10 protein-coding genes are annotated in these 12,524 nt (G+C 62.4%); 3 read left to right on the forward strand and 7 right to left on the reverse strand.

The genetic code is table 11. The features are described 5' to 3' along the window. Window positions 1-202: 202 nt before the first annotated feature. Both CTP10_RS39855 and CTP10_RS39860 read right to left on the reverse strand, forming a co-directional pair. Window positions 203-511 carry a hypothetical protein gene (locus CTP10_RS39855; RefSeq protein WP_147316269.1) on the reverse strand — a complete coding sequence of 103 codons (309 nt, stop codon included), beginning with the start codon at window positions 509-511 and terminating at the stop codon, window positions 203-205. A 424-nt stretch (window positions 512-935) separates the two neighbouring features. Continuing rightward, the gene (locus CTP10_RS39860; RefSeq protein ID WP_082818930.1) at window positions 936-1,331 is read right to left on the reverse strand and encodes a DUF305 domain-containing protein; all 396 of its coding nucleotides are present in this window, start codon (window positions 1,329-1,331) and stop codon (window positions 936-938) included. 201 nt (window positions 1,332-1,532) lie between these two features. On the opposite strand from CTP10_RS39860, the gene CTP10_RS39865 reads away from it, so the two are divergent. The 3 genes from CTP10_RS39865 to CTP10_RS39875 all read left to right on the forward strand — a co-directional run bounded on the left by CTP10_RS39865 (window position 1,533) and on the right by CTP10_RS39875 (window position 4,751). Beyond that, a complete protein-coding gene (locus CTP10_RS39865; protein WP_147316270.1) occupies window positions 1,533-1,757 on the forward strand; it encodes a hypothetical protein in 225 nt (74 codons plus the stop codon). Between the two features lie 733 nt (window positions 1,758-2,490). After that, a complete protein-coding gene (locus tag CTP10_RS39870; protein WP_116322060.1) occupies window positions 2,491-4,131 on the forward strand; it encodes an FAD-dependent oxidoreductase in 1,641 nt (546 codons plus the stop codon). Continuing rightward, entirely contained in the window at window positions 4,128-4,751 is a 624-nt protein-coding gene (locus tag CTP10_RS39875) for a c-type cytochrome (RefSeq protein ID WP_062799437.1), read from the forward strand. The genes CTP10_RS39870 and CTP10_RS39875 overlap by 4 nt, the downstream gene beginning before the upstream one ends. 832 nt (window positions 4,752-5,583) lie before the next feature. Here the strand turns inward: CTP10_RS39875 and CTP10_RS39880 are convergent. The 5 genes from CTP10_RS39880 to CTP10_RS39900 all read right to left on the reverse strand — a co-directional run bounded on the left by CTP10_RS39880 (window position 5,584) and on the right by CTP10_RS39900 (window position 12,441). Continuing rightward, window positions 5,584-5,922 (reverse strand): copper-binding protein, encoded by a 339-nt coding sequence (locus CTP10_RS39880; protein ID WP_062799435.1) that lies wholly within the window; start codon window positions 5,920-5,922, stop codon window positions 5,584-5,586. Continuing rightward, window positions 5,919-9,092: an efflux RND transporter permease subunit gene (locus CTP10_RS39885; RefSeq protein WP_062799432.1), complete on the reverse strand. Its 3,174-nt coding sequence runs from the start codon at window positions 9,090-9,092 to the stop codon at window positions 5,919-5,921. Before CTP10_RS39885 ends, CTP10_RS39880 begins: the two co-directional genes overlap by 4 nt. After that, window positions 9,089-10,666, reverse strand: a complete 1,578-nt coding sequence (locus tag CTP10_RS39890) for an efflux RND transporter periplasmic adaptor subunit (protein WP_062799430.1) — start codon at window positions 10,664-10,666, stop codon at window positions 9,089-9,091. Before CTP10_RS39890 ends, CTP10_RS39885 begins: the two co-directional genes overlap by 4 nt. Next, a complete protein-coding gene (locus CTP10_RS39895) occupies window positions 10,663-11,970 on the reverse strand; it encodes a TolC family protein (RefSeq protein ID WP_062799428.1) in 1,308 nt (435 codons plus the stop codon). The genes CTP10_RS39890 and CTP10_RS39895 overlap by 4 nt, the downstream gene beginning before the upstream one ends. Window positions 11,971-12,042: 72 nt before the next feature. Continuing rightward, window positions 12,043-12,441 carry a hypothetical protein gene (locus tag CTP10_RS39900; RefSeq protein WP_062799425.1) on the reverse strand — a complete coding sequence of 133 codons (399 nt, stop codon included), beginning with the start codon at window positions 12,439-12,441 and terminating at the stop codon, window positions 12,043-12,045. Between the last annotated feature and the right edge of the window lie 83 nt (window positions 12,442-12,524).

The following is a 12,524-nucleotide window of genomic DNA, read 5'->3' on the forward strand; positions in this document are numbered from 1 at the left end:
GCGCTCTCTTCCTGGGGAATCCCACGCCTCCCTAATTCTGCGGTTCGCTTGGCTAAACGTTCTTCGTTCTCCTGGTTTAAGGCCGTTTACCGAGCCGATGATGAGCGCCTCGTGTGCTGTGCTGAGGGATGCTCAGGCATCGGTGGCCTATCCCGAAATGGACAGCGTGTCATGTATAGCGGTGCGTCATACACCTTATGCATCACTTGGTCGGCCTATTGCCGCTATTGCAGAGGACAGTAGCGCGGGCGCGATTCGCATTGGCGATACGATCCAGAAAGTCCTGTGTGTTGGCATGCTGTCGGGCGGTGATCTCGCCTCGCGTCAATAACTGATCGTTGATGCATTCCGGTTCGGCGATTGCCCATTGCTCCGCAAGCACGACTAGGTCAAACAGCGTCGGCGCTCGCATGACGGTTGGCAGAGCGGCCTCGGTACCGCGTCGTCTTGGATTGGACCAAAGATGCATGCCTGCACGCAGCGTGATGCCATGCCAACTGAACGATTTCATCTTCGACTCATGGGAACGTGGTCTCGTTACCACTGCCTGTTGAGCATCGGCTGCGGGATGGCAGCTCCGCGTGCCAAGGTAGCCAGGCGGCTAGGGCCTTCCGCGCATACTGAAGACCCCCGGATTCGATTGCTAAGTTGTAATGCGTGCGCAACATCACGGTTAACTCGTGCGTTCTATATTTGATAGTGCCTGATCGACGCTGGCGGGGTAAGCGGCGCGTCCATCTTGCCATAGCTGGTGCCTCTCTCCCCGGGGTCCAGCATGCTTAAAAGTCCCCGCAGCACCTAGGCTGCGGGGACTTCGTTTTTTTCGATGCACAGATTTCGACGAAAAAGCCCGAAATCGGCATCCGGCGTACCAACCCCGGATGCCGTTGTGCCGCTTGTGCTCCTCAGATCAATTGGGGCGCCAGAGGCCAGGGTCACCCGGGTGTCTTGCCTTGGTCTAACCAGCGATCGAACTTGCCGATATCGCGTTGTGCATCCTTGATGATCTGTTTCGCCAAGGCTTTCATTTCTTTCGAGTCGCCTTTTGCCAGTTCAGTCTTGGCCATGTCGATCGCCATCTGGTGGTGCATCTTCATCATCGTGGCAAAATCCTTGTCAACGTTGCCTGACGGTTGCATCGCCAACATTTTGTCCATGCCTGGCGCCATCGAGCCGTGAATCTCTTGTGCGGCGGAGCCGCCTGGCACGGCGCTTTGACCGTGTTCACCGGAAGCATGTTGCGCAAGGCCGGATGAGATGCCCGTCAGCAAAAGGCAAGCCGCCACAACAAGCCGGCGATTCGTATGCAGTTTGGGTTGTAGGATCAGCATGACGGATGCTCCGCAAGAAAGAAGACATTGGCTGTGCACCGCTCCTTTTCAAGCGCACATACATCTTCAGTCATCCCCGCGATGTTGGCCGCGAGGGCTACCGTGTAGCGGCATGCAGCGGCTGCATGCCGCTAAACGGCTGGTAGTCTGGAATGTTAAAGTCACGCTCCAGCATTTCGCGTCAATGCCCATGCCTTCGGCATGCCACGTCTCGTTGCACATCCGGATGAGCGCATCATGCCGCCGATCTGCGCCGGTGATGCGGACATTGAGCGGCTCCAGCGAAGTGAAGTGGTGCCTGCTAAAGACTTCGAGAAAGGCGTGCTCAAAGCCCTTGCCCAGTTGAACTCGTTCGAGGATCTCGATGGCGGCCTGCTGCTTCGGCCGGGCTCGGGGCTGATAGGGAACGCCATACCAATCGCGTAGCATCGCGAGTAATCGCAGGATCTCTTCCCGCTGGGCACGATTCTCCTGACGAGCATTTGACTTGATCTTGTTCTAAAGTTGGCCGCTACGGCGCGGGTCGGTACCAGGTAGCCAACTCGGTCATGCGCAAGGCGGAGTAGTGATGGTCGATCAGGAGCACCATCAGCGCAACTTCAAAGTTGGCTGTGATGGCGCGACCAAGGACGGCAGACCAAGTGGGCAGGGCCGACATTGTGAAGAGTCCCGCCGCCATACAGATGCGCCACGTGGGGAGATACTGAGCGCGGCGGCTTGATCGTGGGTGCCAGCCCCTCCCTCTGCGATGCGTCGTTGGGCCGTGTGCGGTTCATGGCAGCCTCTCCTCATCGATCTCTCGTTGGTATGCGGACCATTGTAGAAGGCACATCGTTTCAATCAAGAAGTAGTCAGGTTTGACTTTGCTCACATGGCGAAACATACAAGGACACGTAGTAGAACATGCGCGCGCGTGGCGGATGGCAACGGAGCAATATGAAAGTGGCAGCGTGGTAAATCGCGATTTCTCTTAATTTTCCGATCCGTCGCAATGTTTTCGCTCGCATTGATTACACGATAATGACGCGCGCGTAAGGTTCCCCTTGGCAAGCGTCATGCGTGCATAAGCCGACTGACGACGACATTGAGTTGGCACTTTAAATGCCGTGCTGGTGGAAGTGTCACCAAACTGCGCATGGCCAACTGAGGGAGGCTACGGATGGGCATGACATCACTGTGGGCGGCGACTTCTACATTGCCGCACCGGGCGGCGCTGACCGGCCGGATTCAGGTTGAGGTCATCGTGGTCGGCGCGGGCATTGTCGGCCTGACTACCGCGCTGATTTTGGCCCAGCAAGGGCGTTCGGTGGCTGTCATTGATGCGCATCGCATTGGGCGCGGCGCTACGGGCGGTTCGACAGGCAATCTCTATGCAACGGTCGCTGACGGTCTTGCGGCCCTTGTCAAGAAATGGGATGCCCAGACAGCGCGAGCAGTGGTGGCTTCACGCACTGAAGCCATCGCCTGGATCGAGCAGCAAACCACTGTCAGGCATTCAGACTGCGCGTTTCGGCGCTGCCCGATGTTCCAATACGCGATTAGTGAGCAAGCAGAAGGGCGACTTCAGGACGAGTTGGACGCGGCGAGATTGGCGGGCATGGCCGTTGACTGGACTGACCACGTGCCAAAGCCGCTACCTGTACCTTACGGGCGGGTTCTGGTGTTGCCCGGGCAAGCCCAATTCCATCCACTGCGCTACATGCATGCCCTGGCCGCGCACGCCGAGCAATGTGGAGTGCAGGTCTACGAGCACAGTCCAGCCATGGAGCTGGATGCGGGGTCAGGGGTCGTGCGGACCCCCGCTGGCAGGCTGGTCGGTCGCCACATCGTGCTGGCGACGCATACTCCCATTGGGTTTCATTTTATCCAGGCGGGCATGCAAGTTCGCCGCGAGTATGGCCTCGCCTTTCGGCTTGGGGGAGATGTTCTAGCGCCAGGCATATTCTGGGCCTTGGGCATGCCGCGTTTATCCGTGCGTTCATTCGAAACCGACGGCCAGCGGTATTTGCTTTGCATTGGTGAACATCACGAAACGGGTCGTCATGATGCCGCCGCGGCTCTGGCGCGATTGATCGCCGAAGCGCAGACCGCCTTGCAGTTAGGCGAGCCGGCCTGGCGGTGGTCGGCGCAACACTATCACTCGCCCGACGAATTGCCCTATATCGGTCAGGACAGTGCTGGCTTCTATGTCGCCACGGGCTTCTCTACCGACGGCCTTGTGTACGGCACGCTGGCCGGTCGACTGATTGCTGACCAAATCAATGGGCGTGAGAATCGTTGGAGCGAATTGTATCGCGTGCGTCGGTTTCATCCTGGGCGGGCAGGGTCGGACATGTTCAAGGCGAACACCGGCGTTGCCAAGGAGTTCTTCCACGACTATGTGACGTACCGCAGCGCCAAGCCGGCGCAGGCGCTGGCGCCGGGGCAAGGGGCGATCGTGCGGCTGGGGCACGAACGGGTGGCGGCCTATCGCGACGCAGCCGGCGCGCTTCACGTGGTATCGGCAGTTTGCACCCACATGAAGTGCATGGTGCACTGGAATGCCGTCGAACGCAGTTGGGATTGTCCATGTCATGGCAGCCGGTACTCCCCCGATGGCCAAGTGCTAGAAGGCCCGGCGCTGTCCCCGCTGCGCAATCAACTGGTCCTCCTTCAAAACCACGAAGTCGGGGAGTGCCATACAACCGAGACGGCGTCAAATGACACGCGCGGGCGTCCCGCTATGTCAGCACGCCAGTCCGATGACGAAGGTGCGCGGCGTAACGCTTCCGACGCGGCCAGCGACAGAGACTCGCAATGAGAACCTTCACAATTTCGATCATTGCGCTGCTGCTCCTTGCCGCCGCAGCTGTATTCGGGATCGCGTACTCGGGCGCCTATAGTGTGGCCGCCGACGAACCGCACTGGCCGATTACAGAGAAAGTCCTGGCGATGGTGCGTTCGCGCGCCATTGGCCAGCAAGCCGACAAACTGGAGCCGCCGAATCTGAATGATGCCCAGCGCGTTCTCAAAGGCGCCGGCCAATATGCATCCATGTGCGTGGCGTGCCACCGCGCACCGGGCTTGCCCGACAGCCAGTTGACGCGTGGACTGTATCCCGCGCCGCCGCGCCTGGACCAGGGCCGGGCCGATCCGAAGCATGCCTTTGTTGTGATCAAACACGGCTTGAAGATGACCGGCATGCCAGCGTGGGGCAGCGATCACGACGACGAGGCAATCTGGGATCTCGTCGCTTTTCTGGATAAGCTGCCCGCCCTGACGCCAACCGAGTACCGCGACATGGTCGATCGGTCGGCTGGCGACAACAATGAACAGTTCGGTGCAGAGATTGGTGGGCACCGTGCGGCTGGCCCGCGCCAGCCCGCAGCGCAGGCATCGGGCCAATCAGGAGCAGAAAAAGGGGGGCAGCACAGGCAGTAGCCATGATGCCGCGCAACATTGATCATCATCCCGAACGCGAGCATGCTCCCAAGGGCAAGTTGCACACAGCGGTACCAAGTACAGCCCACATCTTGGCGCGGTTTGCCGACCTCCCCCTCATTCCGTCAAGCTCATGCCGCGTCGATGACGAGGTTGCCATTAGGCATTGGGCGCGTCCGTTCGACCAAGCGCCATTGCCCGGGAGATCGCGACGGCGATGATGGCAACGCAAGGTGACGTCAGGAAGGGAGCGCCATGAATAGATCGACCATTTGGAGAATCATCTTGACCGTACGCGCTACCATCGGCGTGATCGCCCTCTTGGGTGCGGTCGGCATGCTGTTGATGCACCAGCGCATGATGGGCGGACTGAGTTGTTGCTAGTCTGGGCGGCAGCGTAGTGCGCCGAGCAAGGGCATGACCGCCCCGTCGATGCCGAGGCAGGCACGAACCGGTGCTGCATCGAATTCCGCTGCGAACGAACCGTTGTGGCCGCTATTTGCGACGTCTCGTCGATTTTCTGTTGCGCTTACGCGACGCCGCGCCGCGCGGATTGCGCATTCTCGAGGCAGGGCCATGTCGGCGTCTGACATACCAGGCAAACAGGCCGAGCATACAAAGGATGATTGCCAGTGAGCTCAGGACGACAACAAGGACATCGTGGGGCAGATCAAAAAGGGAGCGGGGCACGATAGGGGTTCGATTTGGATCTGGCCTGTCAGGGACTCTGCGCAATGCAACGCGAAACCAGGCGGCTTGATATTAGCAAGCCTGCCAGGAGCTAGGGCGCGCACGGCCTGCTTGGCAGCAAACCGTGCGCGCATGGCGTGAATTATTTGCGCTGCATGTCCACGACCGTGGGCGCGCCATCCACCTTGTCGAAGGTCACCGACACGGCTTCGCCTTCCTTGAACTGGCTAAGCGAGGCGCGATCCTTGACCGGAAACGCCATGGTCATTCCGGGCATGCCCAGGTTCTCGATGGGGCCGTGCTTGAGCGTAACCTTGCCGGCTTGCGCATCGATCTTCTTGATCTCTGCGGGCACCGGTCGAGGTGCCTGTGGTGAGGCGGCCGGGGCCTTCATGTCCATGCCGTCCATTGAACCCGCGGCGAATGCGACCGGCCCAGTAAGGATGGCCACGACGGCCGCGAGGGTTTTGAGGTATTTCATTGCGATTCCTCCTGAGGTGAGAGGTGGTGGGGGGAAAGGGAAGTCTGCTTGAGCTGGCGGCGGCGTAACAGCAGGTACACCGCCGGCACCACAAACATGGACAGCAGCGGCGCCGTCACCATGCCACCAACCATCGGGGCAGCGATGCGCTGCATTACTTCTGAGCCGGTGCCGTGCGACCACATGATCGGAAGCAGGCCGGCCAGAATCACCGCCACGGTCATCGCCTTCGGGCGCACACGCAGCACGGCGCCTTCCTGGATCGCATCGAGCAGGGCCGCGAGATTGCTTTGACCATCCTCAAGCCGTTCCTGCCAAGCGTGTTTCAGATAGAGCAGCATGATGACGCCAAATTCCGCAGCGACCCCGGCGAGTGCGATGAAGCCGACAATCCCGGCTACCGACAGGTTATAGCCCAGCAGATAGAGTAGCCAGAAGCCGCCGATCAAGGCGAGCGGTAGCGTCCCCATGATGAGCAGCGCCTCATCCAGCCGGCCGAACACCAGATAAAGCAAGACGAAGATGATCAACAGGGTGAACGGCACCACCACCTTCAGCTTGGCGGTAGCGCGCTCGAGATACTCGAACTGCCCTGACCAGCTCAGGGAGTATCCGCCTGGCATCGGGACGGCTTTGGCCACCGCCGCCTGCATGTCCAGCACGGCCGAGCGCAGGTCCCTGCCGCGAATGTCGACGTAGATCCATCCGGAGAGCCGCGCATTTTCACTGCGCAGCATTGGCGGTCCTTGCACGACCTGGATGCGCGCAACGTCGGCCAGGGTTATCTGCAGCCCCTTGTCGGTCACGATCGGCAGACTGCGCAGTTGCTCGATGGAGTCCCGATAGTCGCGCGGATACCGGACATTGATTGGATAGCGCGCGAGCCCGTCGACCACTTCACCGACGTTTTCGCCGCCGATGGCCGAGGAGACGATGGCCTGAACGTCTTCAATGTTCAGGCCATACCGGCCGGCAACCGCCCGGTCGATATCCACGTCGATGTACCGGCCGCCAGTGAGCCGTTCGGCCAGCGCGGAGGTGACTCCGGGGACCGTCTTGACGGCCTCCTCGATGCGAGTAGCCAAGCGATCGATTTCCTTCAGATCCGTACCGGCGACCTTGATCCCCACTGGGCTTTTTATGCCGGTGGCGAGCATGTCGATGCGGTTGCGGATCGGCGGCACCCAGATGTTAGACAGCCCTGGCACCCTGACGACCCGATCGAGTTCCTCCACCAGCTTGTCGGTGGTCATGCCGGCACGCCATTGGTCCTTGGGCTTGAACTGAATGGTGGTCTCGAACATCTCGATTGGCGCTGGATCAGTAGCGGTATCGGCGCGGCCCGCCTTGCCATACACCGTCGCGACCTCCGGCACGGTCTTGATGAGCCGATCGGTCTGTTGCAGGAGCTGGGAGGCCTTGCCTGCGGAGAGACCTGGCAACGCCGAGGGCATGTAGAGCAGATCGCCTTCATCCAGGGGCGGCATGAATTCGCCGCCGATGCGCATAATGGGCCACGCGGTGGCGACGAGCAGTACGGCGGCAATCGCCAGAGTGGTCTTCGGATAGGTGAGCACCTTGCCAAGCAGCGGCTGGTAGCCGCGAATCAGCCAGCGATTGAGCGGATTGGCCTGTTCCGACGGAATCTTGCCGCGGATCATGTAGCCCATCAGCACCGGTACTAAGGTGACGGACAATCCCGCAGCGGCCGCCATGGAATAGGTCTTGGTGAAGGCCAGCGGCGAAAAGAGACGGCCCTCCTGCGCCTCCAGCGTGAACACCGGGATGAACGACAGCGTGATGATTAACAGCGAAAAGAACAGGGCAGGCCCGACCTCGGCGGCAGATTCGCCAATGACGCGCCAGCGCTCCTGCGCGCTGAGTTCGCGTTGTGGGTTATCGGCATGCCAATGCTCAAGATGCTTGTGCGCGTTCTCGATCATCACCACCGCGGCATCGACCATCGCGCCAATGGCGATGGCAATGCCGCCCAGCGACATGATGTTGGCATTCACGCCCTGGTAGCGCATCACCAGGAAGGCGGCCAGCACGCCCAGCGGCAGCGAGACGATGGCCACCAGCGCCGAGCGCAGGTGAAACAGAAACACCAGGCAGACCAGCGCCACGACCGCAAATTCCTCGATCAGTTTGGTGGTGAGGTTGTCCACCGCCCGCTTGATCAGTGCCGACCGGTCGTACGTCGTGACGATCTCGACGCCCTTGGGTAGGCTCTTCTGTAAGGTGGCGAGCTTGGCCTTGACCGCTTCGATGGTTTCCAGGGCATTTTTGCCCGAGCGCAGCACGATGACGCCACCGGCCACTTCGCCCTGGCCATTCAGTTCGGCAATACCGCGCCGCATCTCGGGGCCGAGCTGCACGGTGGCAATGTCGCCCAGCCGTACCGGGATGCCCGCGTCGCGGGTGACCAGCGGAATCTGGCGAAAGTCGTCCAGCGTTTTCAGATAACCGGTCGCCCGGACCATGTATTCCGCTTCGCCCAACTCCAGCACCGAGCCGCCGGTTTCCTGGTTGGCGCCCTTGAGCGCTGCCAGCACCTTGGCTTGGGACAGGTTATAGGCGCGCAGCCGATCCGGCATCAGCACGATCTGGTACTGCTTGACCATGCCGCCGAGCGAGGCCACTTCGGCGACGTTAGGCAGGGACTTGAGCTCGAAGCGCAGGAACCAGTCCTGCAGTCCCCGTAGCTGGCTGAGGTCATGCTGGCCGGTCTTGTCGACCAAGGCATACTCGTAGATCCAGCCGACGCCGGTTGCATCGGGCCCGAGCGCGGGCTTGGCTGCCGCGGGCAATCGCGACTGCACTTGGTTCAGGTACTCGAGCACGCGTGAGCGCGCCCAGTACAGGTCAGTCCCGTCTTCGAACAGCACATAGACATAGGAGTCACCGAAGAACGAGTAGCCGCGCACGGTCTTCGCCCCGGGCACCGACAGCATGGTCGTGGTGAGCGGATAGGTCACCTGGTTTTCTACGATTTGCGGCGCCTGGCCAGGGAATGGCGTGCGGATGATCACTTGCACATCGGACAGGTCTGGCAAGGCGTCAAGCGGTGTACTTTGTACCGCCCAAAGTCCCCACGCGGTCACCATGACGGTGGCGAGCAGTACCAGGAAGCGATTGCGGATGGAGGCGAGAATGAGTCGGGCGATCATGGCTTGGCTCCCGCAGTGGTGTCGGCCGTCTCGACCGCCGACAGGGTCGCCACGCCGTCCTTATCCAGTCGGAAGCGGAACCTGACCTGATCCCCGGACTTGAATCCCTTGGGCATGCCGGCCGGCGGCGCGCCAAACTCCATCGCCATGGCGCCCCACTGCGCCGAGGGAATGGCGCCATGGGAGATCGTCATGCTCTGCTCGGTCACGGCCTCGATTCGCCCAACGCCTTGATGTTCCGGCCCGGGCGCCGCAGCGGCGCCAGGCGCCGACGCGCCGGCTGCAGAGGCGGCTGTGGGCGCGGTCATGCGCTGAGTAGTGCCGCGCAGGCTCGCCTCCGAGTCGATCAGGAACTGTCCTGATACGACCACCTTCTGACCCGCTTTGAGCCCTTCAATGACTTCGGTTTCACCGCCTGCCGCCGCGCCGGTCTTGACCTCCACGGGGCTGAAGCCGCCTTGGCCGGATGCGACCATGGCGATGGTGCGCGTGCCGGTGCGAATCAGCGCCTCGGTTGGCACGAGCACACGATCTGGCCCTGGGGCGGCGTCAAAGCGCACCGAGACAAACATGCCGGGCAATAGCTGACGGGCCTTGTTCTGCAATTCGATGCGCACCTTGACCGTGCGGGTGCCGGCGCTGATATCTGGCAAGATGGCGTCGACCTTGCCCGACAGCGGGTGGCCGGGCAAGGCTGCCGCGGTGGCCGACACTGTCTGGCCGGGCCGCAACGGGGCGGCCTGGCTCTCAGGCACCTCGGCGATGACCCAAACGGTTGCTAGGCTCGCAATGCGAAACAGAGTCGTTCCCGGCGAAACCGTCATGCCATCGCGCGCCCCGATTTCGGTGACGATGCCGTCGACCGAACTGGTGATCGCCAGCCGCGGCTGCAGTTTGCCGGTGGACTGGACCAACCGGATATGGCTCTCGGTCATACCCACCTGACGCATGCGCGCAATGGCGGCCTCACGCAGATCGCGCTGGAGGCTGCCGTCCATCCGGCTCACGGCCAGATATTCCTCCTGCGCGGCGACCCATTCCGGCGCATAGATTTGCGCCAACGCTTGACCTTTGCGGACCGGATCGAGGGTGGTCCGGGCATACGCGTGTTCCACGAACCCGCTGGTGCGCGCCTGGAGCACTTCGATGCCGCGTTCATTGATCGCGACATTGCCCGGGACCTGCAAAGCGGCCTCCAGCCGGCCGGTCTTGACCTCGGCCGTGCGAATGCCAAGGTTCTGTGTCACGCGGCTGTCAATCGTGACGGCCGCACCGCCGCTGGCTTCTTCGTATACCGGCGACAACGGCATGTCCATGTACGGTGACTTGCCCGGCTTGTCAAAGCGCTGTCCTGGCACCATCGGGTCATGCCAGTAGAGGATGCGCTTGCCAGTTTTCGGGTCGATATCGCCCGCCTTGAGCGCGGCACCGCTGGCGCCGCTCGTGTCCCTGCCAAAGCTCGCCGATGCGGGCGACTGCTGGCGCCCTTGCTGTTGACCGAGGAAATAGGCCGCTCCAACGCTTGCCACCACCATCAGGCCTGCCACCGTCCGTGCGATCGTGGTCTTGTTCATGGTTGAGCTCCTTGCAGTGACGTGGGCTGGGCTGCCGTGGGTAATGGCATCAGGAAAGCCAGATCCGCCCAGAGTCGGGCGGTAGCGGCTTCAAGCTTGAGGCGCTCGAGCGAAATATTGAGCGCCTTGCGACTGGCATCGGCGACGGCGGTCAGGGTGCCTGCGCCCGCGCGATAGGCGGTCAGGGCCGCTTCGGTCTGGGCCTTAGCCAGTGGCACGGTGGTGTTCCGATAGCGCTCGAGCCGCGACTGGCTGAGCGACAGCTCCGCCTGCTTGCCACGCAACTGTCCGATCAAGCCGCGGCGTATGACCTCGGCTTGCGCGCGCGCGGCGTCGGCCTGCGCCAGCTTTGCGGCGAGTTCCCGATCCTGGCGCTGCTTCTGGTCCCAGGGAAGCGGCAGTGAGACATTGAGAGAAACCATGTTGGAGTAAGCGGGGCCACGCTGGCTGTACATCAGTTCCACGCTCACATCCGGGATCTTGTTCTCCCGGGCGACGCGGCTTTCGGCCTCGGCGACGCCGACCTGGGCCTCGGCCGCCGCCACGTCTGGCAGTTGCGCCACGCCGTCGGCCTCCAGGGTGTTGAGCCAAGCCGGCGCCTCGAGCGCCGGGCGTTCGGTCAGCGGGCGCTCGGCCGCCTGGCCCACCCAGCGGCGCAGCATCGCACGGGCTGATGCCAGCGCCGCGCGAGCCTCGTCTTCGCGATCCTGCAGTTGCTGGAGTTCCAGTTCGGCGGCCACGATGTCGGCACGGGAGCCGCGGTTGCCGCGATAGGCGGCCTGCGCCGCGTCTACCATCAACTGGATGGAGTGCGCCTGTTCGGAGAGCACACTGTAGGCGCGCTCGGCATACCAGCGGTCCAGCCAGGCCGTCGCGGCGCCGCGCTGCACCGTGGCGAGCGCCGCCGTACGCTGGGCCTCCGCCGACGACGCCTCGGCTTCGAAGCGCTGGGCGCGAGCCTCACGCTTGGCCGATCTCGTGAACTCCTGCATCAGGCTGATCGAGCGCATCGTCATCGATTCCGTGCCGAGGGAAAACCGGTCGGGTCCGTTCGCCGGTACGTTATTGACACCGACTTTGAGCACCGGATCCGGCAATTGCCGGCCAGCGACCGCCATCTCGATGGCGGACTGGACCGCCGAGCGCGATGTTTCGGCGTCCGACGAGCCGGAAGACGCGAGGGCTACCGCTTCCTGCAAGGAGAGTGCGGCCGCCGGCTGCGCCCATCCGGGATGGGCAGCGGCGAACAGCGTAAGGGCCAGCGTCAGCCGGCACCCATACGCAAAGGGAGAACGCAAATGCATAAAGCCTCCGCAAAGCAACGACCACCCTGAACACCATGGTTCAGGGCACGATAGTAGGCGTTGCTGCGGAGGCTAGTTTCGGAAACAGCAGTGGAGGATGGGCAGCGGGCGAGGGGGCCCGCGTGGCACCGCGTCGGCGTAGGCGGCTCGCTGGCTGACGACTACCGGCACCAACGCCGGCTCAACCAGATTGACGAGCACGGGCTGGAACGCTGGAATCTGCGGGCTGGGGTGGTCGGCCGATTTGGAGCCAAGCTGGCAGTGCTCCAGGCACAAGCCGTCATGGGCAGCCGGCGCTTCGGCCTTCTGCGTCATGTCGGGACAGGACTCGGTCATACCGGCCATGTCCGTCATACCGTCCATCGAATACCGGCTGCCCGCGCAGGCGTAGGCCGCCGCTGCCAGCTGAACTGTCAGGAAGGTACTCAGCAGGAAGGCGGCAAGGCAAAGCCGGCGAAAGCGGATACGCACGTGGGAAACTCGGTTTGAGCCAAATGGTAGCAGCGTTTGGCCGCTTTCGGCACTTTGCCCTCGCGGCCGTTTGCCGCAGATCA

Origin of the sequence: Cupriavidus sp. P-10 (assembly GCF_003402535.2) — a bacterium.
Taxonomy (GTDB): Bacteria; Pseudomonadota; Gammaproteobacteria; order Burkholderiales; family Burkholderiaceae; genus Cupriavidus.

Coding starts and splice junctions, on each gene's coding strand:
- CTP10_RS39855 (WP_147316269.1), bottom strand. CDS start 511: ATGAAATCGTTCAGTTGGCATGGCATCACGCTGCGTGCAGGCATGCAT.
- CTP10_RS39860 (WP_082818930.1), bottom strand. CDS start 1,331: ATGCTGATCCTACAACCCAAACTGCATACGAATCGCCGGCTTGTTGTG.
- CTP10_RS39865 (WP_147316270.1), top strand. CDS start 1,533: ATGCCACGTCTCGTTGCACATCCGGATGAGCGCATCATGCCGCCGATC.
- CTP10_RS39870 (WP_116322060.1), top strand. CDS start 2,491: ATGGGCATGACATCACTGTGGGCGGCGACTTCTACATTGCCGCACCGG.
- CTP10_RS39875 (WP_062799437.1), top strand. CDS start 4,128: ATGAGAACCTTCACAATTTCGATCATTGCGCTGCTGCTCCTTGCCGCC.
- CTP10_RS39880 (WP_062799435.1), bottom strand. CDS start 5,922: ATGAAATACCTCAAAACCCTCGCGGCCGTCGTGGCCATCCTTACTGGG.
- CTP10_RS39885 (WP_062799432.1), bottom strand. CDS start 9,092: ATGATCGCCCGACTCATTCTCGCCTCCATCCGCAATCGCTTCCTGGTA.
- CTP10_RS39890 (WP_062799430.1), bottom strand. CDS start 10,666: ATGAACAAGACCACGATCGCACGGACGGTGGCAGGCCTGATGGTGGTG.
- CTP10_RS39895 (WP_062799428.1), bottom strand. CDS start 11,970: ATGCATTTGCGTTCTCCCTTTGCGTATGGGTGCCGGCTGACGCTGGCC.